This window comes from Candidatus Palauibacter australiensis, assembly GCA_026705295.1.
In the GTDB taxonomy this organism is placed as follows: Bacteria; Gemmatimonadota; Gemmatimonadetes; order Palauibacterales; family Palauibacteraceae; genus Palauibacter; species Palauibacter australiensis.
This window is the reverse complement of the sequence record JAPPBA010000020.1, coordinates 26,800-51,024: the sequence shown is the minus strand read 5'-3', so window position 1 is coordinate 51,024 and position 24,225 is coordinate 26,800. Positions and strand designations below refer to the sequence as shown.

15 protein-coding genes and 1 tRNA gene are annotated in these 24,225 nt (G+C 69.6%); 11 read left to right on the top strand and 5 right to left on the bottom strand.

The window, feature by feature from the left end:
- Positions 1-50 precede the first annotated feature (50 nt).
- Together OXN85_01315 and OXN85_01310 are read right to left on the bottom strand one after the other, a co-directional pair.
- Positions 51-125: transfer RNA gene (locus tag OXN85_01315), tRNA-Ile, on the bottom strand.
- A gap of 86 nt (positions 126-211) precedes the next feature.
- Positions 212-1,786, bottom strand: coding sequence for an alkaline phosphatase D family protein (locus tag OXN85_01310; protein ID MCY3598599.1), 1,575 nt, complete (start codon positions 1,784-1,786; stop codon positions 212-214).
- Between the two features lie 69 nt (positions 1,787-1,855).
- Here OXN85_01310 and OXN85_01305 point away from each other — a divergent pair, with 69 nt between their 5' ends.
- The 10 genes from OXN85_01305 to OXN85_01260 all read left to right on the top strand — a co-directional run bounded on the left by OXN85_01305 (position 1,856) and on the right by OXN85_01260 (position 16,140).
- Entirely contained in the window at positions 1,856-2,887 is a 1,032-nt protein-coding gene (locus tag OXN85_01305; protein ID MCY3598598.1) for a DUF4837 family protein, read from the top strand.
- A gap of 59 nt (positions 2,888-2,946) precedes the next feature.
- Entirely contained in the window at positions 2,947-6,465 is a 3,519-nt protein-coding gene (gene dnaE, locus OXN85_01300) for a DNA polymerase III subunit alpha (protein MCY3598597.1), read from the top strand.
- Between the two features lie 121 nt (positions 6,466-6,586).
- Positions 6,587-7,534 carry an acetyl-CoA carboxylase carboxyltransferase subunit alpha gene (locus tag OXN85_01295; GenBank protein ID MCY3598596.1) on the top strand — a complete coding sequence of 316 codons (948 nt, stop codon included), beginning with the start codon at positions 6,587-6,589 and terminating at the stop codon, positions 7,532-7,534.
- On the top strand, positions 7,531-8,577 hold the full coding sequence (ricT, locus tag OXN85_01290) for a regulatory iron-sulfur-containing complex subunit RicT (protein MCY3598595.1): 1,047 nt from the start codon (positions 7,531-7,533) through the stop codon (positions 8,575-8,577). The genes OXN85_01295 and ricT overlap by 4 nt, the downstream gene beginning before the upstream one ends.
- A 19-nt stretch (positions 8,578-8,596) precedes the next feature.
- Complete coding sequence (locus OXN85_01285; protein ID MCY3598594.1) at positions 8,597-10,120, top strand: class I tRNA ligase family protein; 1,524 nt, start codon at positions 8,597-8,599, stop codon at positions 10,118-10,120.
- 173 nt (positions 10,121-10,293) lie between these two features.
- On the top strand, positions 10,294-11,235 hold the full coding sequence (locus OXN85_01280; GenBank protein ID MCY3598593.1) for a M23 family metallopeptidase: 942 nt from the start codon (positions 10,294-10,296) through the stop codon (positions 11,233-11,235).
- Positions 11,236-11,291: 56 nt separating this feature from the next.
- Entirely contained in the window at positions 11,292-12,053 is a 762-nt protein-coding gene (locus OXN85_01275; GenBank protein ID MCY3598592.1) for a hypothetical protein, read from the top strand.
- A 73-nt stretch (positions 12,054-12,126) separates the two neighbouring features.
- Positions 12,127-14,304: a 3-hydroxyacyl-CoA dehydrogenase NAD-binding domain-containing protein gene (locus OXN85_01270; GenBank protein MCY3598591.1), complete on the top strand. Its 2,178-nt coding sequence runs from the start codon at positions 12,127-12,129 to the stop codon at positions 14,302-14,304.
- Complete coding sequence (locus tag OXN85_01265) at positions 14,305-15,381, top strand: DUF402 domain-containing protein (protein ID MCY3598590.1); 1,077 nt, start codon at positions 14,305-14,307, stop codon at positions 15,379-15,381.
- Positions 15,382-15,468: 87 nt separating this feature from the next.
- Positions 15,469-16,140 (top strand): M50 family metallopeptidase, encoded by a 672-nt coding sequence (locus OXN85_01260; protein MCY3598589.1) that lies wholly within the window; start codon positions 15,469-15,471, stop codon positions 16,138-16,140.
- 56 nt (positions 16,141-16,196) lie between these two features.
- On the opposite strand, the gene OXN85_01255 is transcribed toward OXN85_01260, so the two are convergent.
- Positions 16,197-17,603 (bottom strand): M28 family metallopeptidase, encoded by a 1,407-nt coding sequence (locus OXN85_01255; GenBank protein MCY3598588.1) that lies wholly within the window; start codon positions 17,601-17,603, stop codon positions 16,197-16,199.
- A gap of 217 nt (positions 17,604-17,820) precedes the next feature.
- On the opposite strand from OXN85_01255, the gene OXN85_01250 reads away from it, so the two are divergent.
- Positions 17,821-19,599: a proline--tRNA ligase gene (locus tag OXN85_01250; GenBank protein ID MCY3598587.1), complete on the top strand. Its 1,779-nt coding sequence runs from the start codon at positions 17,821-17,823 to the stop codon at positions 19,597-19,599.
- 9 nt (positions 19,600-19,608) lie between these two features.
- On the opposite strand, the gene OXN85_01245 is transcribed toward OXN85_01250, so the two are convergent.
- The gene (locus OXN85_01245) at positions 19,609-21,741 is read right to left on the bottom strand and encodes a TonB-dependent receptor (GenBank protein MCY3598586.1); all 2,133 of its coding nucleotides are present in this window, start codon (positions 21,739-21,741) and stop codon (positions 19,609-19,611) included.
- Positions 21,728-24,223 (bottom strand): glutamine--tRNA ligase/YqeY domain fusion protein, encoded by a 2,496-nt coding sequence (locus tag OXN85_01240; GenBank protein ID MCY3598585.1) that lies wholly within the window; start codon positions 24,221-24,223, stop codon positions 21,728-21,730. Before OXN85_01240 ends, OXN85_01245 begins: the two co-directional genes overlap by 14 nt.
- Positions 24,224-24,225: the final 2 nt, after the last annotated feature.

Here is a 24,225-nt window from a genome sequence, read left to right as displayed (position 1 = left end):
CGGGTCTGGGATCGAGGCGCGGGTGGGGATTGGATCCGGTGGTGGGAGAGTGGGCCCGGGTAGATTTGAACTACCGACCTCACGCTTATCAGGCGTGCGCTCTAACCAGGCTGAGCTACGGGCCCCGAAGAAGACCGGCGCGCGACCGTTCCGCTTGGGCGGAGGGTCGGGCGCCGGGTCGCGTCCATCCTAAGGACACCGCGCGGCGGGTTCAAGTTTCCCGGGCGCCGGGAGTTCCGTTCTCAACGACGTAGCTCGCGCGCGTGGCGATCGGGGCGTCGGGGCGGGTGACGTAGGGCATGACGCGGAAGTCGGTGCGGAGGCGGGCGGGGGAGAGGCGGCAGCGGACGTATCCGCGCTGGGCGTTGAAGAACTTGATGTGGGGGTTGTGGCCCATGGCGTTCTCTCCCTGGGGAGCCATGTCCACGCCGTCTCCGCTGGAGCTGATGGAGGTGCCGGCGAATTCGGTGCCGACCGTCGGAGAATCCGCGCGCTCGAAGTCGAGTTTGAGGTCGTTGACCCAGTTGGTGTGGAGGTCGCCGGTCAGGACGACGGGGTTGGAGGGGCGGCGCTCGTGGAGGAAGGTCATGAGGCGGTCGCGGTCGGCGGGGTAGCCGTCCCACTTGTCCATGGGGAGGGTCAGAGTCTCATCGCCCTCCAGCAGGCGGGCCATGAAGACCTGGTTGGCGAGGACGTTGTAGCGGGCGGGCGACGAGTCGAGGCCGTCGAGCAGCCAGTCGGCTTGCCGGGTTCCGAGGATGGTGGCGCCTTCCGCGCGTTGTTCCGCGCAGGGCGGCTGCCGGCGGCCGCCGCAGGGCTGGAGGGTGCGGTACTGCCGCGTGTCGAGGACGTGGAGGCGCATCAGCGAGCCGAAGTCGAGGCGGCGGTGCAACTGCGCGTCGGGGCCGGCCGGGAGCGATGTCCGCCGCAGGGGGAAGTGCTCGTACATGGCCTGGAAGGCGGCGGCGCGGCGCGCGAGGAACGCCTCCTGGGTCATGTCCTCGGTGTTGTGGTCGCCGGCCCAGTCGTTGTCGACCTCGTGGTCGTCGGGGGTGAAGACCCAGGGGGCGGCGGCGTGCGCGGCCTGGAGGTCGGGATCCCTTTTATATAGGGCGTAGCGCGCGCGGTAGCCGTCGAGCGTGCGCGGTTCCTCCGTGTCGTGGCGTCGCACGAGGTTGTCCCCGGCGCCGGGGCCGCTCTCGTAGATGTAGTCGCCGAGGTGGACGACGAGGGCGGGCGACTCGGCGGCCATGTGGCGGAAGCCGGTGTACCAGCCGCGTTCGTAGTGCTGGCAGGAGACGAAGACGAAATCCAAGCGGTCGGGCAGGGCGCCGGGGGCGGGGGCGGTGCGCGTGCGGCCGACGGGGCTCGTCGCGCCGGCGGCGTGGAAGCGGTACCAGTAGTCGCGGCCGGGCTCCAGTCCCTCCACCTCCACATGAACGGAGTGGCCGAGTTCGGCGAGCGCCGCGGCCTCGCCCCGCCGCACGACGCTGCGGAAGCCGTCGTCTGCGGCGATCTCCCACCGCACGGGGAAGGCGGCGCCGGGATCGCCGGGGAGGGCGAGCAGCCGCGTCCACAGGACGACGCCGTCGGCGGCCGGTTCCCCGGAGGCCACTCCGAGTTCGAAAGGAAAGCGGTCGACGGACGCAGATCCGCCGCCGGATACCCGGATCCCGCCGCCGTTCGCACGGGCGACCGGGCCGAACTGCGCGAAGGGCAGCGGCGCCAGCGCGCAGAGAGCCGCCGAGCGCGACCACGCGGCGAGGAAATCCCGGCGCGTAGTCACCGCGAAATCCGTCCCGCGATGCCCCGGTTTCGATTGCCGCCGCCAGCCCGCCGGTCTAGCTTCACTCGCATGAAAATCCGTCCCTTCGGCGCCCCGATGGCGCTCCTCGCGGCCGTGCTCCCGATCCTCTCCGCCTGCAGCAGGCAGACGGCGTTCGGCGAGGCGAACAGCCTCATCATCCTCGCTCCCGACTCACTCTCGCAGCAAGTGGAGGAGGAGACCAAGCGGGTCCTCGAGCCCACGATCTTCACGAGCCGCGACGAGAAGCAGTACGAGGTCAGCTTCGTCGACCCGGGCCACGAAAACGTCGGACAACTGAAGATGTTCCGTAACCTGATCGTGTTCGGGACGGCGGACGATCCCCTCATGCTCGAGGTGGCGGCCGAGGCGAGCCAGGATCTCGGCGCGCTCGAGCCGGGCCGTGTCTTCCAGGCGTCCAACGTGTGGGCCCTGTCCCAGACAGTAACGGCGGTTCTGCTGCGGTCCGGCCGCGAAGCCGAGTCGTGGGTGGCGGCCCTCCCGTCGGTCCTCAACGCGGTGGACACGAACTACCGCGAACTGGTGCTGCGGCGGATGTTCGCGACGGCCGCCGACACCGCGCTCAGGGCGGATCTGGGGCGGCGGTTCGGGTTCTCGATGCTGGTCCCCGAGGTCTACGACCGGATCGCGCGGGACCTCGGCGGTGGCGACAGCCTCGTCATCCTGCGCAACGACAACCCGGACCCGAGCGAACTCATCCGCTCGATCCTCGTCGCCTGGCGCCCGGGCGTGGACTCGCTGACGAGGGAGCTGGCGCTGGAGTGGCGGGCGGAGATCGATGCCGTGCACTACAACGTCCCGCAGCGGATCGACGACACGAATTCGAGCGTGGTCAGCTTCATGTGGGAGGGCCGCCCGGCGCTGGAGGTGACGGGCGTGTGGCAGGACGAGGCGGGCGGATTCCCCGCCGCGGGCCCGTTCATCGTCTGGCTGATCGACTGTCCGGCGCGCACGTACTTCGTCGATGCGTGGCTCTATTCGCCGAACCGGGCCAAGTACGAGTACATGCTGCAGTTGCAGGAGATACTGGGGTCGTTCCGCTGCGTCGAGTCCGGGGCATAGCCGAGCCCGAAGGCCGAAGCAGCCAAATCTGACACGCCTGGCCGGACAGGGTCGCCCGGATGCAGTTCGTTCATCTTCACACACATAGCGAGTACTCGCTCCTCGATGGCGCGAACCGGATCGACGACCTGATCGACCGCGCGGTCGAACTCGGCATGCCCGCCATCGCCCTCACGGACCACGGCAACATGCACGGCGCGTGGGAGTTCCAGGAGAAGGCCCGCGCCAGGGGAATCAAGCCGATCATCGGCTGCGAGGTCTACGTCGCGTACGGCGACCGCCGCTCCCGCAAGCTGGAGGAGGGAGCCCCGGCCCACAGCGCCCACCTCGTGCTGCTCGCCGAGAACCGGCGCGGCTACTCGAATCTCGTGAAGCTCTCGTCGATCGGGTACACGGAGGGCTTCTACCGTCGCCCGCGCGTGGATCACGAGATGCTCGAGCGCTACTCGGACGGGCTCATCTGCCTCTCCGCCTGCCTCGTGGGCGAGGTCGCAAGCTACCTGCACCACGAGCGGTACGAGGACGCGAAGCGGACGGCGGAGTGGCACGCGGGCGTGTTCAAGGACCGCTATTGGCTCGAACTCCAGAACCACGGGATTCCGAAGCAGGACCTCGTCAACAAGGGGATCATCCAGATCTCCGAGGAACTCGGGCTGCCGCTCGTCGTCACGAACGACGCGCACTACATGCGGCGGGAGGACGCGGACGCGCACGACACGCTCCTCTGCATCGGGACCGGAAAGGACAAGGACGACCCCGACCGGCTCCGTTTCCACGGGGAGGAGAGTTACTTCAAGAGCGCCGACGAGATGGCGGAACTCTTCCCCGATCTGCCCGGCCTGCTCGCCGAGACGGTGAAGATCGCGGAGCGCTGCGACGTCCAGTTCGAGAAGCAGTACCATCTGCCCGATTTCCCGCTCCCGGACCGCTTCTCCGAACCCATGCAGATGCTGCGCCACGAGGCGACGGAGGGAGCGAAGTCCAGGTACGGCGATCCCCTGCCCGAGGAGGTGCGCCAGCGCCTCGACTACGAACTCGGAGTCATCGAGAACACAGGGTATGCGGGCTACCTGCTCATCGTCTGGGATTTCATCGTCGCGGCGCGCGAACGGGATATCCCGGTCGGACCCGGCCGCGGATCCGCCGCGGGATCGATCATCTGCTACGCGCTCGGCATCACCGATGTGGACCCGCTCGAGTTCGACCTCCTCTTCGAGCGCTTCCTGAATCCGGAACGCGTCTCCATGCCGGACATCGACATCGACTTCTGCTACGAGCGCCGCGGCGAGGTCATCGACTACGTGCGGGAGAAGTACGGACAGGCTTCGGTGGGGCAGATCATCACCTTCGGGACGATGAAGGCGCGCGCCGTGATCCGGGACGTGGGCCGCGTGCTCGGCTTCTCGCCCTCGGACACGGATCGCCTCGCGAAGCTCGTGCCGTCGACGCCGGGGTATTCGCTCACGGTGGCGGAGGCGAGGAAGAAAGTGGGCGAACTCGCCGAGAGCGACCGCGAGGACGCCCAGGTCAGGAAACTCCTCGACTACGCGGAACGCATCGAGGGGCTCGCGCGCCACAGTTCCGTGCACGCCGCGGGCGTCGTAATCGCGCCGGGACCGCTGGACGACTACGTGCCGATCTGCTCGGACACCAAGAGCGGCGCCGTGATCACACAGTTCGACATGAACGCGCTCGAGAAGGCGGGCATGCTCAAGATGGATTTCCTGGGCCTTCGCACGCTGACCGTGATCGACGACGCCGCCCGGAACGTCGAGGAACGGCACGGGACCCGCGTGGACTGGGAGGAGATCGGCCTCGACGACCCCGCCGTGTACGAGATGCTCGCGGATGGCCGCACGAGCGGCGTGTTCCAGTTCGAATCCAGCCTCGCCACGGACAAGCTGCGCGCCATGCGCTGCGACCGCTTCGACGACCTCGTCGCCGTCAACGCGCTCATCCGCCCGGGCCCGCTCGATTCCGGGATGACGGACGTCTACATCAAGCGCAAGCGGGGACTCCAGTCGGTGGACTATCCCCATCCCGACCTCAAGGAGGTTCTGGAGCCGACGTACGGGGTCATCACCTACCAGGAGCAGGTGATGCGGGCCGCCAACCTGCTCGCGGGCTTTTCGCTCGCCGAAGCCGACGTGCTCAGGAAGGCGGTGGGGAAGAAGGACGCCGACCTCACGGACCGGGTCCTCGGGGAGTTCGTCAAGCGCGCGGTCGAGCGCGGCGTGGCGAAACCGAAGGCGGGCGAGATCGCCAAACTCATCCGCACCTTCGGCCGCTACGGCTTCAACAAGGCGCACAGCGTGGCCTACGCGCTCCTCTCCTACCGGACCGCGTGGCTGAAGGCGCACTACCCGGCCGAGTTCATGGCCGGCCTCCTGTCGTCGGAAATCGGGAGCACGGATGCGGTCGTGTCCTACATCGGAGCCGCTCGGCTGCTCGGGATCCGGGTACTCCCCCCCTCGGTGAAGGAGTCGGGGTATCGCTTCACGGTCGTCGATGATCCGGACGATCCCGGGAGGTCGGCGATCCGCTTCGGGCTGGGCGCGATCAAGGGCGTGGGACACTCGGCGATCCGGTCGATCCAGGCGGCGCGGGAAGAGGCGCCGTTCGAGAGCTTCATCGACTTCCTCGAACGGATCGACTTGCGGCTCAACAACTCGCGCGTGATCCAGGCCCTCATCGGAGCCGGGGCGCTCGACGACCTGGGCGACCGCGCCGCGCTCACCACCGGTCTCGAGGTCATGCTCAACGAGGCGCAGTTGCGCCGGCAGGAGGCCGAGAGCGGACAGACGAGCCTGTTCGGGGGCGACTCGGCGGAGACGCGGCCGGAGATCGAACTCCCGGTCGTGCCCGCGTGGAGCGAGCGCAACCGCCTGCGCGAGGAGAAGGAACGTCTCGGGTTCTACATCTCCGGACACCCGCTCGAGCGCTACCGGGATCTCGTCGACATGTACGCGCTGGAGGCGAGGACGACGAACCTGCGCGAGCGCCGCGACCGGAAAGTGGAGGTCCCCTGCGTCATCACGGAGACGTCGGTGCGCACCGCGCGGAAGGACGGCCGGGAGTGGGCGCGCCTCACGATCGAGGACTTCCACGGGACGGCGACGACGCTCGTGTTCGGCGATGTGTGGCAGAAGAACCGCGGTCTCCTCACGGACGACCGCCCGGTCCTGATCGCGGGCACGGTGTCCGGTAACTCGCGGGATGACGACGATCCGCCCATCTTCCTCGACTCCGTGCGGGCGCTCGCGGACGTGCGGGACGAGGGCCAGGTGGGGATCCTGATCGAACTCCGCGAGGACGACCGGCTGGAACCCGGCGCGTTCGGCAAGGCGCGCGCGTTGATCGAGGCGTCGCCGGGACTCGGCCCTCTCTACGTGGATGCGACCGCGGTCCGGGGCCAGGCGAACGGCGGTGCGAACGGGGATCTCGGGGTGCCGGAAGACGACGCGCACCCCTCCCGGTTCAAGTCGCGCACGCTACGCGTGGCCCCGACGCCGACCCTGGTCGAGGAACTGCGCGCGCTGCTGGGCGGAAGCGGTGTGAGACTGGTCCGGAACCACTGACGGTTCGGCCCCCGTCCGGCCGCCCGCTGGCCGGATCGCCGTCCGCGAGCCCAGTTTATGCAGACAGCCGAGCGCAGGCCGAGGGCTGGACGTCGGCTTTGGGATCGAGAGATGATCGCGTATGTCGATAGAACAGGAGGGTCTGGCCGAGCTCCGCGACCATGTGGAGGAGCTTCGGAACAAGGCCAGAGAACGCGGAATCGACGTGAGCGCCGAGCTGGGGCCGCTGGAAGCCCAACTCGCCGCCGCGCACGATGAGGCCATGGCCCGACTCTCGCGTTTCGATCGTGTGAAGCTCGCCCGCAACCAGGACCGTCCCTTCTCGCTCGACTACATCCACGGGATCGGCACGGATTTCTTCGAGTTGCGCGGCGACCGCGTCTTCCGCGACGACCCGGCCATCGTCGGCGGCTGGCTCAAGCTCGACGGCCGTTCCGTCATGGTCATCGGGCACCAGAAGGGCCGGGAGATGAAGGAGAACCTGCGCCGCAATTTCGGTTCTCCCCATCCCGAGGGATACCGCAAGGCGAAACGCCTGCTGCGGCTGGCCGAGAAGTTCGGGCGCCCCGTCATCACCTTCATCGACACGCAGGGAGCGTATCCCGGGATCGGTGCCGAGGAGCGGGGCCAGGCGGAGGCGATCGCCCGCAACCTCGCCGTGATGGCGGGGCTGCGCGTCCCCATCGTGAGCTGCGTCATCGGCGAGGGAGGTTCGGGTGGAGCCCTGGGGATCGGCGTGGCGGACCGCGTCCTCATGATGGAGAACGCGATCTACTCCGTGATCTCGCCCGAAGGGTGCGCCGCGATCCTGTGGCGGAGCCGCGAGCACTCCGACCAGGCGGCGGAGGCGCTCAAGCTCACGGCCCGCGACCTCCAGGATCTGGGCGTGGTGGACCAGGTCATCCCGGAGCCCCGGGGAGGGGCGCATGTCGACCGGGAGGCCGCGGTCGAAGCCATGGGCGCCGCGATCCGGCGCCACCTGCGCGAACTGGCGAAGCGGGAGCCGGGCGAACTGGTCGAATCGCGGCGCGACAAGTACTACGCCATCGGCGCCTGGGAGGAGAGGTGAGCGAGGGCCGGCGGCCGCGCCCGGTGCGACCGCGCCCCCCCCGTCCCGCGCGCCCCGCCGGCGAGTCCGGCAACGGCGCCTCGCGCGAGCGCCGGCCGGGACCCGATCCCGCGGCGCCCCCGAGTCCGGCGGCCGCCCCGGATCCCGTGGCGTCGCCGGGTCCGGTGGCGGGAGCGGCGAGCCAGGTCCTCGAGGTCCGGTTCAAGGGCCTTCGCTCCGACTTCTTCGCCTTCAGCGGCGTCCCACCGCTGACGGAGCGGGAATATGTCGTGGTGGAGGCCGACCGCGGGCAGGACATCGGGTGGGTGAAGCGCGCGGCCGCGGCCGGGGATCTGGCCTGCGAGGGAGGCTGCGACGCCGTGGGAGAGCGCGCCGTCCCGCTGCCGTCCCGCCGCGTGATCCGCCGCGCCGCGCCGGCCGACGTGCTGCGGCTGCAGCAACTGCGCGACCAGGAACTCGAAGTCCGCCGGCGCACGCGCGAACTCGCGGCGAAACACCGGCTGCGGATGAAGGTGAGCGAGGCGGAGTGGCAGTGGGACCGCAACAAGCTCACGGTGTACTTCACTGCGGACAAGCGGGTCGATTTTCGCGCCCTCGTGCGGGACATGGCCCGCTCGTTCCGGACCCGGATCGACCTGCGGCAGATCGGAGTCCGCGACGAGGCGCGCCGTCTCGGGGGGTTGGGCCGCTGCCGCCGCGAACTCTGCTGCCGCTCGTGGCTCACGTCCATCGAACCCGTCACGCTGCAGCTCGCGAAGGACCAGGGCCTCTCCCTCAACCCGAGCCAGATTTCGGGCGCCTGCGGCCGTCTCATGAATTGTCTCCGCTACGAGCACGCCGTGTACGCGCAGGCCCGGAAGCGCTTCCCGCCCGTGGGCAGGACGATTCGAACCGCCAGAGGCCGCGAGAACGTGAAGTCGTGGGACCTGTTCGAGGAGACCGTGTCGCTCGAGGCGGGGGACGGAGAGACCCGTACGATCCCGCTCGCCGAGCTGCGCGACGAGAGGCGTGCCGCCCGCCGCGCCGACCTGGACCGCCGCTAGCTTCCGCACCGCCTTCCCCATGCCTCGATTCTATCTCACGACGGCGATCGATTACTCGAACGGCGACCCGCACCTGGGGCACGCGATCGAGAAGATCGGCGCCGACGCGATCGCCCGGTACCGGCGCGCCTGCGGGGACGACGTCCATTTTCTCATCGGGATGGACGAGCACGGGCAGAAGGTCCAGCAGGAGGCGGAGAAGCAGGGATCGGAGCCCGCGGAGTGGGTCGACCGGATCGCCGAGGCCTTCCGCGACATCTGGCGGCGCCTCGGCCTGTCGAACGACGACTTCATCCGGACCTCGGAACCGCGCCACCACCGCGGCGTGACCGCGCTCATGGAGCGGATCGCCGAGAACGGGGACTTCCGCCGCGCGAAGTACGAGGGCCACTACTGCGCCGGGTGCGAAGCCTTCAAGAAAGACGAGGAGCTGGCGGACGGGCGCTGCCCGCTCCACCCCGGGCGCGAAGTCGAGTGGACGGAGGAGGAGAACTGGTTCTTCCGGCTCTCCGACTACCGAGACACGCTCCTCGAACGGCTGCGGAACGACCCGGGCTCGGTGCGGCCGGCCACGCGGCGCAACGAGATCATGCGGCTGCTGGAGTCCGGACTCGACGACATCTCGGCCTCCCGCTCCAGAATTCGCTGGGGTGTCCCCTTTCCGGGGGATGAGGGGCACACCGTCTACGTCTGGTTCGACGCGCTGTCGAACTACATCACCGCCATCGGCTATCCGGACGGCGAGGCGTTCGGGAAGCTCTGGCCCGCCGACCTCCACATCATCGGCAAGGACATCACCCGCTTCCACTGCGTGTACTGGCCGGCCATGCTGCTGGCCGCCGGCGTGGAGCCGGCGAAAAGCGTGTGGGGCCACGGCTTCATCGGGATCGGCGGGGCCAAGCTCTCGAAGTCGGCGGGAACGGAACTGGGTCTCATCGAACTCATCGACCGGCACGGGCCAGACGCCCTGCGGTATTTCCTGCTGCGGGAGGTGCCCTGGGATGGCGACCGCGACTACGCATCGACGGACGCCTTCATCGAGCAGTTCGACCGCCGTTACACGACGGACCTCGCGAACGACCTCGGCAACCTCCTGAATCGCGTCGTGTCGATGGTCTCGCGGTACCGCGGAGGGGACGTGCCGCCGCCGCGGGATGGAGAACTCGCGGAGAGAGCGGCGCTCGCCCTCGCGGAATACCGCGCGGCCATGGACGGCTATCTGCTCCACCGCGGCCTGGCGGCGGCGTTCGACGTCGTGCGCGCGGCGAACGGGTTCGTGGACGAGACGAAGCCCTGGGCGCTGGCGAAGGCGGAGCGCGAGGCGGGCGAAGATGCGGGTGCGCTCGACGGGGTCCTGTCACAGCTCATCGCGGCGCTCGGCACGGTGGCCGCGATGCTCGCCCCCTTCACACCGGGGAAGGCCGCCGAACTCTGGCGGACCCTGGGGGGCGACGGATCGCCGCCGGCGTTCGAGCGACTCGAACCGTCCGTGGCCGGGCTCCGGGCCGTGCGTCCGGGCGGCGTGCTCTTCCCGCGCCGCTGACCGCCCCGCATCCGAGCGCCGCGCCGCCGCCCGGAAAACGTTGACACTGGTTGCCGCCCGCGAGTAACTTTACCGGTCGATGTTGCGGCTGCGGGCGGGTTGTTACCGTCGCGCGGCGACCGGCCGGGTAGCTTTGACCGGCCTTTTTTTCGCCCCTCTCACGGCTGGACGACTTGAGAACACCTTCGTACTGGACGATACAGATACTGCCCGGGAGTGGCGGGCGCGCGCGCAGCTATCGCGTCGAGAAGCGCCGTGCGAAAGCTGTCGGAATCGCGGCCGCCGTGCTCCTGATGATGGCCTCCGCCTTTGTCGCCACCGTGCTGGGGCGGCAGGATGCGGCGGAGCAGCTCGCGCGCTATCGAGCCGAGAACCGGCAGCTGATCAGCAGCCTGCAGGCCATGGAGCGCCGCAGCGGCCAATTCAGCCAGGCGCTCGACGATCTCTCCGTGCGGGAACAGAGGTTCCGGCTCGTCGCCGGCCTTCCGCTGCTTGATCCCGATGTCTACTCGGTCGGAGTCGGCGGTCCCGGCGGCGTCTCCCCGGCGAACGACGAGTTCTTTGAGGTCGCCCCGGACCTGGCGCGGGAGGCCGAAGATGTCGTGGTCGACATCGAGCAGTTGCTGCGACGGGCGGATCTGCTTGGAAGCAGCCTCACCGAGGCGGCGGATTCCGTCGGGACGCAGCGCGAGCGGTATCAGCGCATTCCCTCGATCTGGCCGGTCGTTGCGGAAGACTCCTGGATCTCCTCGGGTTTCAGCTATAACCGGCTGCATCCGCTGCTCGGGCTTCGGCGTCCGCACACCGCCGTCGACATTTCGGCCGATTTCGGCACGCCCGTCATCGCGACGGGGGCGGGGCGGGTCACGTTCGCCGGCTCGAAGAGCGGGTACGGCCGCGTCGTCGAAATCGACCACGGCGATGGCTATGAGAGCCGCTACGCTCACCTGGGCCGAATCGCGGTCCGCGTGGGCGCCCAGGTCCGGCGCGGCGACACCCTCGGTGAGGTCGGTGTCTCCGGGACGGCGACGGGTCCGAATCTCCACTACGAGGTCTGGGTCGATGGCCGCGCGGTGAACCCGGTCGGCTACTTTTTGGACGGCTACCGCCGCTAGCAGGAGCTTCTTAGATTCCGCCCACTTATCCGGACACCCCAACTGGAGTTCGATTGATGTCGAAGTTGCGTGTGGCGACCCCGCTTCTTGCGATTCTCCCGTTGCTGGCCGCCTGTGGCGGCAGAATCACCGTGCAGGTCACGGCCGACGAGGCCGCGTCCGAACCCGTGAACGACGTGGAAGTTCAGTTTCTTCCATTCGATCGCGACTCCCTGTTCGCGGTCATCGTCGGGCAGGCCGCGACGCCCGAGCCGGCGATCCCGGCGGATCTCGAAGAGGCCTCCCTGGCCGAACAGGAGTTGCGGGACCGGTGGAGTACGGCGGAGTCGAGTTGGAACAACGTCCGCGACTCAATGCGGTCGATCACCGCGCAACTCGACAACCTCGACGACCGCAGCGCGCAGTACCGGCAACTGTTCGACCGGTTCGGCGATCTCGAGGATCGCGAACGGGCCCTGAACCGCCAGCGACAGGCGGCGTTCGACGAGTTCAGCGAGATGCAGCAGGCCACCCAGCAGCGCGTCGATTCGATCTGCATCGTCATCGATTCCTGGGAGGAAGCGGCCTTCGCGGGGTACGGCGACATGGAGGACGATCTCCTCATGGCGCTGGGAAGAGAGGTGCTGGCGGACACGACGGATGCCGATGGGGTGGCGTGGGCGCCGGCGTCCGGCGGGCCCTGGTGGATCCACGCGCGGGTGAACACGGCGGCCGGCGAACTCTACTGGAACGTGCTGGTCGACCAGGCTTCGTCGGACACTTTGCGGCTGGTGCCGGGCAACGCCGATCTGCGACAGGGCGTGCGTCAGCGCTGCTAGTGCCGGGACGCGACACTAGTTCGCGCCGCGCGCAGCCCCGGGGGGGCCTGGCTGCCGGGTAGCCGGGGAACGCATGGCCGATAAGCCGACGCCGCTCAGGCTCGAGATCGACGCGGACAAGATCGCCTGGTTGATCTTCGACGCCCCCGACTCCCAGGTGAACCTCCTCAATCTCCAGGTGATGCAGCGCCTGGACCGCTATCTCGCGGAACTCGAGTCGCGGATCGCCACCGGACATCCCATCGCGCTCGTCATCTGGAGCGCAAAACCGGACACGTTCATCGCCGGCGCCGACGTCAACGAGATCGCCGAGGTCGAGGACGAGGAGGACGCCCACCGGAAGAGCGCCATGGGGCAGCGGATCTTCAACCGGCTGGCACGGCTCGGTATCCCGAAGGTCGCCGCGATTCGCGGTGCCTGTCTCGGTGGCGGCACGGAACTCGCGCTGGCCTGCGACTGGCGGCTGGCTTCGGACGCTTCCGCGACGACCATCGGCCTGCCCGAGATCCAGCTCGGGTTGATCCCCGGCTTCGGGGGCTCGGTGCGACTGCCCCGCCTCATCGGGATTCAGCGGGCGCTCTCGATGATCCTCACGGGGAGGAGCCTCTCCGCCTCGCACGCGTATCGATACGGTCTCGTCGACCAACTCTTCGACGACACGGGCTTCCATCATTCCGTCGCGCAGGTGGCCCTGGACGCCGTGCTCGGGCGGGTCGAGCGCGAACTTCCGCATGAGACGGCGCGAGATCGCTTCCTTGAAAACACCCGCCTGGGTCGCCGCCTTCTGTTTCGGGGCGCCCGCAAGCGTGTGCGCAGCGCCTCGGGGACACGATACCCCGCGGCCCTGAAGGCGATCGACGTCATCGAGGAGACGCAGGACCTGCCGATCGATGAGGCGCTCGCCATCGAGTCGGAGGCCCTGGGAGAAGTGGCCACGACGGACGTCTCCCGAAACCTCGTTCGGCTGTTCCGCGGAGGCCGGGCCGCGAACAAGACCTTCGCTCCCGAGATCGCGGCGCAGCAGCGGGAGGTCAAGAAGGTCGCCGTGCTGGGGGCCGGTGTCATGGGCGGCGGGATCGCCGAACTCGCCGCCGCGCACGACATCCCGGTCATCCTCAAGGACATCGATCGGCATGCGCTCGATGTGGGACTGCGCCACGCGAACGAGCTGCTCCAGAAGGCGGGCAAGCGGGGGATCATTGCGCCGGAGGAGGTGGGGCTGAAGTTCGCGCTCATCCACGGTACGCTCGACTACGAGCGGTTCGGCGATGTGGATGTCGTGATCGAAGCCGTCGTCGAACGGCTCCACGTGAAGCAACAGGTCCTTCGGGATGTGGAAGCGGAACTTCCCGGGCACGCCGTCTTCGCGACGAACACTTCCTCGCTGTCGGTGACGGACCTGGGCAGGGCCGCCGCCCGCCCCGACCGAGTTGTCGGGCTGCACTTCTTCAATCCGGTGCACCGGATGCCCCTGGTGGAGATCATCCGCGGGGAGTCCTCTTCGGATGCGGCGCTTGCCACGGCGGTCCGGCTCGCGCGACGGCTCGGGAAGACGCCCGTGCTCGTCGCGGACCGCCCCGGGTTCATCGTCAACCGGCTTCTCGCGCCGTACCTGAACGAGGTCGGCTTCCTGCTGAAGGATGGAGCGGACGTGGTCGGTATCGACCGGGCGCTGAAGGCGTTCGGGCTGCCGATGGGGCCGTGTCGACTGCTCGATGAGGTCGGTTTCGACGTGGCGGCGCACGTCGCGAAGGAGATGGCGCGGGCGTTCGGCGACCGCATGCACCCCTCCGCGGCCCTGGAAACGCTCACGAGTCTGGGCCGGCTGGGGAAGAAGAACGATCGCGGCTTCTACACCTATTCGGATCGCGAGGAGCGCGTGGACCGGGAGGTGAGCCGCGCCTTCGGCTCGGGGGGCGGCGGCGTGCGACCCGAGGAGATCATCGATCGCTGCCTGCTGATTTCCGTGAACGAAGCCATGTACGCGTTGGAGGAAGGCGTCGTGGCGGGGCCGGGAGACGTCGATCTCGCGATGGTGCTGGGCACGGGCTTCCCGCCGTTCCGTGGCGGACCGCTCGCATGGGCGGAGTCTCGCGGAGCGGGGGCCGTGCGCGACCGGCTTCTGGAACTGCAGGCGCAGCACGGGGACCGCTTCGCTCCGGCGCCGGGGCTGAAGAGGCTCGCCGACACGAACGGGTCGTTCACGTCCGACGCTCCGTGGCCGGCCCCGGAGTCTCCGTCGGACATGTAGGTGGGTCTCGACCTGCTGGGGGCACGGCGCCGCGCGCTGCGAGCCGCGCGCCGGATCCCGGACGACGCACCCCGCGTAGACGTGGAGGTGCGCCGCGGGAGCCACGTGCAGCGCTTCCGCCAGGAGTTGCTCGCGGACGGCCCGCGGTGGAAGATCACGCTTCAGATTCTCGACGCCGACTTCGCGCCGGTGAGGATCGACGAGGCCACGACCCTCCGGCCCGGTTCCCTGCTCATGTGGTTCCTGCGGCCGGGGCAGCCCTTCGAGATCGGCGCCTTCTACCACGGCCGCGGCGCCTTCCAGGGCTACTACATCAACCTCATCCGGCCCCCGCGACTGGAGTCCTCGCCTTGGGTCATCGAGGACCTCTACCTCGATGTGTGGCTGCCGGAGGGGGGAGCCGGCGTGTTGCTGGACGAGGACGAACTGGACGCCGCCTTGGCCCGCGCGGAGTTGTCGGCGGCGGAGGCCGACGAAGTGCGCAGGGTCGGCGCGCGGCTGCTGGCCCGGTCCAAGCGGTCCAGGCGCTCCGGACGCCTCGGGTGGTTGCCCCGCACCGTCGGCAGATCGCCCGCGGAATCCGTGCCGGCGCTTCGTCTGCGCCGGGACGCCCCGGGGACCTTCCACGCGGCGCGGATCTCGGGTCGCATCATCGCCTTCGGGCTCTACCTCATGGCCGCGGTCTCCGCGACGTCCGCCGGGTTCGCCGCGTTCACGGACGCGTTCCTGGTCGCGGGTCCGGCACAGCACGCCTGGAGGCTGACCGTGCTGGGCGAGGCGTTCCTCCTGGCCCCGCTCGCCCTCGGCGGCTGGCTGCCGGCCACGCGCTGGCCGCAGCCGCCCCTGACCGACGAGCGCTCCCTCTTCATCGCGACGCTCGCCGCGGGGCTGGCCGTGCTGGCGCTCAGCGAGCGCACGGCATGGGCCGGCGCGCTGCTCCCGGTCTATGCGACGCTGGGTCTCTTTTCGCTGGTCTTCGCCGTCTGCCGGTGGTGGTTCGACCGGAAGGCACCGGTATTCGCGCTCGCGGGCGTGGCCATGACGCTCGTCGCGCTCGCCATCCTGATCGCCACGTGACGGCCCGGCGCACCGTGATGGCCCGACGCGACGTGACGGCCCGCGCTCGCCGACACCGGCGCCCAGCGCATCCCGTATGAGGAACGCATGAACGATCAATCCAAACGGCGAGTCCGTTTCCTGGCCGCGTTCGTCGGCCTCTTCGCGGTCGTCTGGTTCCTCTGGGACACGCCCTTCGTGTATCCCGTGAAGCTCTTCGTCGTCCTCATGCACGAGATCAGCCACGGGCTGGCGACGCTGGCGACGGGGGGCCAGATCCTCGCCATCGAGGTGACGCCGCGCGAAGGAGGACTGTGCCGGTGTCCCGGCGGGAATGCGTTCCTGAGCCTGTCGGCGGGGTATCTCGGAAGTCTGCTGTGGGGCGGGCTGATGATCTGGAGCGCGGAACGCTTCCCGACGCTCAGTTCGTGGTTTTCCGCGGTCCTCGCCGCGACCGTGGGGGGCATGACGCTGCTCTTCGCGCAGGAGTCCTTTGCCGTCGCGTTCGGGCTCGCCTTCTCTGCGGCGCTGCTCGCGGTGGCCTGGCGGGCGAGCGCCGCGGTGAACCGCGTCCTGCTCACCGCGCTCGGCCTCACGAGTTGCCTCTACGCGGTGCTGGACATCAAGAGCGACATCCTCGACCGGCCGGAGCTGCGGTCGGATGCCCGGATGCTGGCCGAACTCACCGGCGTTCCCACGCTGGTCTGGGGCGGGTTGTGGATCGCCGTCGCCCTGCTGTTCTGCTTCGTCTTGTTCCGCTGGGCCTGGCGCCGCGCCTAGCCGCACGACAACTGGAAGCCGGGATTCGGGCCACCCGGCGCCGCGCCTGGCGGCTTCTAGCTACCGGGGTCGGGCCGGGTCCATACCAGCGGCTCGAAGGCGCCGATGGGCCAGGGGAAGACGACGGGACTCTCGTAGCCGTCCTCGGACACGCTGGCCACGCCGAAGAGGTAGTTGTCGATGACGATGTTCTCGAGCGTGTGCTCCGTCACGTCGCCCGCGAAGACGCTCCACTGCCACTGCGGCGCATCGGTGAGCCGCCAGTAGACGCGGTATCCCGCGAGGTTCGGGGCGCGGTCCGGGGGAACCGGGTCCCACCTGAGCGTCGTGGACGGCCGGACGGCGCCCTGGATCGCGACGTTCCGCGGGGGCGCGGGAGCCCAGGCCATGGCGGCGAGCGAGATCGCGTTGACCGCCGTCAGCTTGGCGGCGAAATCGAACTCGACTTCGTCGATCACGTCGCCGTACTCGACGCCATCTTCCACGCGGATGTCCTGGTGCTGGCGCCGGTAGTCCTCGTTCGCCTCCATGATCCGGACGGCGGGGAAGCCGGCGTCGTTGAACGGCCGGTGGTGTCCGCCGCGTCCGAACCGGTCCAGCCGGTACACCATCATCATGTCGAGATTCGGGACGTAGCCGTCGACGAGACGGTCGACGAAACGGGCCAGGTTCCGCGACGGGGAGTCCACCTCGCCCCCGGTGACGCGCCGCCGCCCGGCGACCTGCTCGGTCTCGTCCGCCCGCGTGCCCTCGGCGAAGATGCGCGCGATGGTGTTGTCCGAGACGCCGTTCTGGCCCTGGATGTTGCCGATCATGTCGTTGTTCAGCACCGCCTGGAGGCGCCAGCCCTCGTCGAGCGCGACCTCGGCCATGTGCCGTCCGCCGAACAGCCCCTGCTCTTCGCCGGACAGCCCGGCGTAGATGATGGATCCGTTGAACTCGTACTGCGTGAGGACGCGCGCGGCCTCCAGGACGCCGGCCATCCCGGACGCGTTGTCGTTCGCGCCGGGCGCGTCGGTGACGCCGTCGAGGGCGCCCGTAGCGCGCGAGTCGATGTCGCCCGACATCACGACGTAGCGGCCCGGGTCCGTCGTCCCGCGCTGGATCGCGAGCACGTTGACGATGGCCGTCTCCTCGGGGATGCGCGCCGCGCCGACGACGAGGGACGTCTGGTACGAGACCTCCAGGCACCCGCCGCACGCCGCGGAGATTGCATCGAACTCGGCCTTGATCCAGCGCCGGGCGGCCCCGATCCCGCGGGTGTCGGACAGCGTGTCGGACAGCGTGTGGCGGGTGCCGAAGCCCGCGAGCCGGCGGATGTCGGCTTCCACGCGCGCGGTCGAGACGGCCGCCACGATGTTGTGCAGCGCCGCGAGTTCCGCCGCGGGTTGCCCGGCTTCCTGGCCGCGCAGCGGGCGGGCGGCTAGGGGGATCGCCACGGCGGTGGCGAGGACGACGATCATGACGGGCTTCGCGCTGAGCGCTGCGGGCCTTCGAAGCACGGGTCACTCCGGGGATGAGGTCGTATCGGTGTCGGGCCGAGCCGGTGCCCGGTCGATATCTTATCGAACCGCTGGCCTGTGGACAGCGGGCCGGTTAGCGTCGCGTGTCTCTCCGCGCCGTCCGGCGGAACCCGTTACCATTCCGAGCCCATTCCGAACCACTCCGAGCGGTCGACCCGTGAATCGAACCGAACGCACAGGACAGCGAGTCTCGAATCTCTTCGGCATGACCCTGCGCCAGGCGCCGGGGGAAACCGAGATCGAGTCCCACAGCCTCCTCCTGAGGGCCGGCTACGTCCGCCAGATCGCGGCGGGCATCTTCTCCTACCTGCCGCTCGCGTGGCGGTCCCTGAGGAAGATCGAGCAGATCCTGCGCGAGGAGATGGACCAGATCGACGGGCAGGAGCTGTCGATGCCCGTCGTGCACCCGGCGGAGCTGTGGCAGGCGACGGGCCGCTGGTACGACATCGATGCGACCATGGCGCGGTTCGTCGACCGCCGCGAGCGCGACCTGCTCCTCGCGATGACGCACGAGGAGGTGGTGGCCTTCCACGCGGCGTCGGAGATCCAGTCCTACCGGCAGCTCCCGGCCATGGTCTACCACATGCAGACCAAGTTCCGGGACGAACTCCGCTCCCGCGGCGGCCTCATTCGCGTGCGCGAATTCATCATGAAGGATTCCTACTCGCTCGATCGGGACCCGGAAGGGCTCGCGAAGCAGTACGACCGGCACTACGAGGCGTACGAGCGCATCGGGCGCCGCTGCGCCCTGCCGCTCACGGCCGTGCGGAGCGATACGGGGATGATGGGCGGCAAGATCGCCCATGAGTTCATGTACGTGACGCCGATCGGCGAAGACAGCCTCGCGCTCTGCGACGCCTGCGGCTACGCCGCGAACCGGGAGGTCGCCGAGTTCACGCTGGAGCCCCGGGAAGGCGAGATGTCGCCGCTGGAGCGCGTCCACACGCCGGGCACGGCCACGATCGAGGAGGTGACGGGGCTGCTCGGGATCTCCGCGCCGGAGACCGGGAAGATGGTCTTCTACATGGGCAGCTTCGCGGGGGAGGAGGGAGCGCGCGAAGAGAAGCTGATCGCGGCGATCGTGCGCGGCGACCTCGAGGTGAACCCGATCCAGGTCCAGAACCTCGCGGGCGCGCTCGAACTTCGCCCGGCGCACGAGGAGGACATCGCGGCGGCCGGCATGGTGCCGGGATTCGCCTCGCCGGTGGGCGTCGAGCCCGGCGCCGCGATCTTCGTCGTCGACCGCTGGGTCGTGGAATCGCCGAACCTGGTGCTCGGGGCGAACGAGACGGACTACCACCTCCGCAACGTCTGCTGCGGCCGCGACTACGAGCCCACCGTGGTCGGATCCGTCGCCCTCGCCTTCGAGGGCGCGCGGTGCGGGCGCTGCGACGACGGGCTGCGCATGGCCCGCGGCGTGGAGGTGGGGAACATCTTCCAGCTCGGCACCCGCTATTCCGAGGGGCTGGAGGCGACGTACACGGACGAGGACGGGACCGAGCGCCCGATCTGGATGGGCTCGTACGGGATCGGGACCGGGCGCCTCCTGGCCTGCGTGGCCGAGGAACACCGGGACGACTACGGCCTCAAGCTGCCGATCTCCGTCGCCCCGTATCACGTTTCACTCGTCTCGCTCGCGCGCGAGGAGGAAACGTGGGCGACCGCGGACCGGGTGTTCGAGGAGCTGTGCGCCGGCGGGATCGAGGTGATCTACGACGACCGGCGGGACCTCCGCGCCGGCGTGAAGTTCAACGACGCCGACCTGCGCGGCCTCCCGCTGCGCCTCGTCATCGGCGAGCGCTCGCTGGAGGCGGGGGGCGCCGAACTCAGCCACCGCGGCGTCCGCGAGAGCCGGATCATCCCGCTCGACGACCTCGTGGCCGAACTCCGCCAGGAGATTGACACCCTCATGTCACGGCTCGCCCTCGACGACTGACGCGCCGGGTCAGCCGCCGAAGCGCACCCGCAGGCCGCCCACGAGGGTTCGGGGCGCGCCCACCCGGATGAAGCCGTTCGCGTCGTGGGACATTTCGGCGACCGCATCGAAGATGTTCTGCACGCTCGCGAAGGCGCTCAGCCGGCTCGTCAGCCGGCGGCGGAAGCGGAGGTCGACCAGGAACGAGCCCGCGATCTCGCCCGTGTTGAGGTCGTTGTCGAAGCGGGCACCCAGATAGCGCGCCGTGGCGACCACTTCGAGGGTCGTCGGATCGATGTGGCCGACCCGCAGCATGGCCCGGTGCGTCGGGCTCCCCTGCACCTCGTTGCCGATCAGGTCCGGGCGGCCCGGCGCGTCCGTCACCTCCGTCGGGTTGTACTGGTGGCTAACCGCCAGCAGCCAGGCCGCGGACGGCCGCAGTTCGATTTCGGTCTCGAGTCCGGCGCTCCAGAACGTGCCCACGTTGTCGCGGCGGCGGCACACGCCCCCCGCCGCCACGAAGCCGCACGGCTGAATGACGCCGGACGTTTCGGCTTCCTGGATCGTGACGTCGGTGATCGCATCGCTCACGTTCGCAAGGAAGCCGGTCAGCCGGATCAGCACGGAGGGGTCGGGCTGAAGGTCCACCCCGATCTCGGCGCCACTGACCTTTTCCGGATCGAGCGCCGCGTTGGACTCGTTGACGACGTTCCCGGCCGCGCGGAACGGCTTGTACAGTTCGTTCAGGGTCGGGACCCGGAGGCCGGTGTAGAAACTCAGCCGCAGCGCGGCGCGTTCGGAGGCCTCGAACGAAAGGCCGACATTCGAGCTGAACTGCGTCCCGCTGCGGTCTTCGAACGCCTCGTCCGTGAGCACGCTGCGGTCTGCCGTGTTGAAGATGTGCCGCGAGCCGGACGAATTCTGCCACACGTCGAGCCGCGTGCCGGTCCATAACCGCCAGCGCTCGCCGAGGTCGATGCGACTTTGAGCGAAGAGGCCGAACAGGGTCTGATCGCCGCCGGTCTCGCGCTGTCTCGCGAAGGCGCCGTCCCGAAACAGGTACTGCTCGGTCGCGGCGCCGGTCGCCCGCAGGAAATCGGCGCCCAGGGCGAAGTCTTCCCCGCTCCAGACGAGGTTGGCGCCCACCCCCGATGAGGGAACGTCCTGGCTGATGGACGGCTCCTCGCTGTTCCGGCCCGCCCCGACCCCCGAAAACGAATTCACGTACGTCTGTGACTGCATGTATGCGTTGAACGCGAGCGTGGACGTCTCGCCGGTCGTGAGCGTGGCCCCGACCTGTCCGAAGCCCGCTTCGGTGGTGTTGTTGCGGAGGGGGGTCGCGTTGTCCTTGTCCTGGTCGAAGTAGTTCCCCTGGGCGTGGATGCGCAGGCGGTCCCCGGCCTGGAACTCGACCTTCGCCCGCAGGGCCCCGTGGCTCGACGCGGAGGGGATGTCCACCGCGCCACGCAGGCTGGGCTCCGTCAGGATGTAGCCGTCGCTGTCGAAGAACTCGCCCGCCACGTAGCCGCCCGCGCGGTCGTCGCCGAAGGACGCCATCGCGTCGCCGCGGAAGGTGGACTGGCTCCCTCCCTGCACGCCCGCGGAGAACCCGCCGGCGCCACCCGAGCGCGTGATCACGTGGACGACACCCGCGAGACTCTGGCTGCCCCAGCTGACCGTGGCTCCGCCGCGCACGATCTCGATGCGCTCGATGACCTCCACGGGGACCTGGCTCCAGCGTACCCAGCCGAAGTAGGGGTCGTTCAGGGGTACGCCATCCACGAGCACGAGCGTCCGGCTGGCGGCGGTGCCTCCCAGTCCCCGAATGGTCACGGCCTGCCAGGAGGGATGCGCGACGCCGGCCTGGAACGGGAAGCGGAAGTTGAGGCCCGGGACCTCCTGCAGGACGTCCTGGAGTGTCTGCGCGGCGGAAAGGCGCAACTCCTCGCGCGTAACCGTCGTCACGTTGGCCGGGACGTCTCTCACGGAAGTGGGCGCGCGCAGCGCCGAGACGATCAGCTCGCCCAGCGAAATCACGCTGTCCGCGGGGACCGGATCCTGCCCCTCGAGCGCCGCGGCCGGCCACAGCCCCCAGAGGGCAAGCACGAGAAACCCGCGGCGGGTACGCCGGAGCGATCGAAGCACCGCTTCACGTCGCGTCATTGAGACTCTCCTCAAGGAGTTCCCTCACGATGGCCGGGTCCGCGCGTCCATGCGTCGCGCGCATGACCTGGCCCACGAAAAAACCGGCGAGGCCGGTGTGCCCGGCGGCATAGCGCGCCACCTCGGCCGGGTGGGCCGCCACGACACCGTGGACGACCTCGCGAATCTGTTCCGCATCGCCGATCCGGCCCAGCCCCTCGCGCCGGACGATCTCCCGGGGGCTTCCGCCGTCCTCCACGAGCCGCGCCAGCAGCGACTTCGCCACCGCCCGCGAGATCGAGCGCTCAAGCACGAGTTCCACCAGCTCCGCCAGCGCCTCCGGCTGGAGGGCGCCCGCGTCGCCCTCGCTGCCCCCGGCGCCGCGGACCTCGTGCACGAGCCAGGTCGCCACGGTGGCCGGATCCACGCCGCCGCGGATCGCGCGCTCAAAATAGCGCACCGACTCGGCGGAACCACTGAGCAGGTCGGCGACTTCGTCCGGCAGACCCAGCGGGTCCCGGAAGCGGTCGAAGGCCGCCTGGAGCGCGGGGTCGGCGCGCCTCGCCGCATCGCGCGCTTCCCGCGCCGAATCGATCCCGGGGATGGCCGGCGCGGCCGACCCGTCCGCCGCTGGGGTCCGCGCCTCCGGGGAGTCGGTGTCGCGGGCGCCGTCCGACTGCGCGCGCCGGCTCCAGGCGTCGCGGAGCGTCACCGTCCGGTTGAAGACGAGCGGGCCGCCGTCGGGAGCTTCGCCGCCCGCCTCCGCCGTCGCCTCCGCCGTCGCCCCCGCCGTCCCGGCCCGTGTGGCCCGGTCTGCGACGAAGTACCCCAGCCGCTCGAACTGATAGGCCGTCCCGGGCGGATCGCCGGCCGTAACGGGATCGCCGGCCAGGCTCGGTTCGCCGCGCGCGTGGGTCAGGACCTGCAGCGAGTCCGGGTTCAAGCTCTCGCGCAGGCCTTCGGCGCCGCTGGCCGGATCGGAGACGTGGAACAGACGATCGTAGAGGCGGACCTCCATCGGCACCGACTCCGTGGCCGACACCCAGTGGATGGTGCCCGCCGGCCGGCGCCCATCGGGGGCCGATCCGCTGCGCGTCTCCGGGTCGTACGTGCAGCGCAGGCGCACGATCTCGCCCGCGTCGTCCTTCACCACGCGGCGGCACGTGATGAAATAGCCGTGCCGCAGGCGCACCTCGCGCCCCGGGGCGAGCCGGCGGAAGCCGGGGGCCGGCTCCTCCGCGAAATCGTCCCGCTCGATGTAGAGGACCCGGGTGAACGGGACCTTCCGCGTCTGCGGCCACCCTTCGGGCGGGGCATCAGCGCCGCGCGGGAAGTACGGGGCCTCGATCCAGTCCACCTCGTCCTCCGGGCAGTTCTCGACGACGACCTCGAGCGGACGCAGCACCGCGAGCGCGCGCGGCGCCCGCTTGTTCAGCGCCTCCCGCACCGCCCATTCGAGGGTGGCGATCTCCACCCGGTTGTCGGCCTTTCCGATCCCGACCTGCCGGCAGAAGGCGCGTATCGCATCGGGGGGAATGCCGCGCCGCCGCAGGCCGGCCAGCGTGGGCATGCGCGGGTCGTCCCAGCCCGAGACGTGTCCCTCCTCCACGAGCAGGAGGAGTTTCCGCTTGCTCACGATCGTGTAGTCTAGGTTGCGGCGCGCGAACTCGTACTGGCGGGGCCGCGGATCCCAGGAACCGAGCGTCTCTCCGCCGCCGCCCTCCGCCCCCGGAACCCGGTCGATGCGGGCGGATGCGGGACGCGTATGCTCGATGAACCAGTCGTAGAGCGCGCGATTGTCCTGGAACTCGAGCGTGCAGAAGGAGTGCGTGATGCCCTCGATGGCGTCGGACTGGCCGTGCGCCCAGTCGTAGAAGGGGTAGATCGGCCACGCATCGCCCGTCCGGTAGTGGTGCGCGTGCCGGATTCGATACATCAGCGGGTCGCGCAGCTTCATGTTCGACGAGGCGAGGTCGATCCGCGCGCGGAGCACGTGCTCTCCATCATCGAACTCGCCCGCGCGCATGCGCCGGAAGAGATCCAGGTTCTCCTCGGTCGAGCGATCCCGGTACGGGCTGGGCCGGCTGGGTTCGCGCACCGACCCGCGGTGCGCGCGGATCTCCTCCTCGGACAGGCTGTCGACGTAGGCGAAGCCGTCCTCGATCATCCGCAGCGCCATCCGGTACAGCGCCCCGAAGTAGTCCGACGCGTAGCGGATCTCGCCGTCCCACTCGAACCCCAGCCAGCGGATGTCCCGTGCGATCGCCTCGACGTAGGACGGATCCTCCGTCGTCGGGTTCGTATCGTCCATGCGCAGCGTCGTACGCCCGCCGTGCTCCTGCGCCACCTCGAAATCGAGGCAGATGGCGGAGGCGTGGCCCACGTGCAGGAAGCCGTTGGGTTCGGGCGGGAAGCGCGTGAGCACACGCCCCCCGTGCCTCCCGCTCAGCACATCTTCGGCGACGATCTGACGGATGAAATCCGGACGCTCTCGTGGCGGCATGG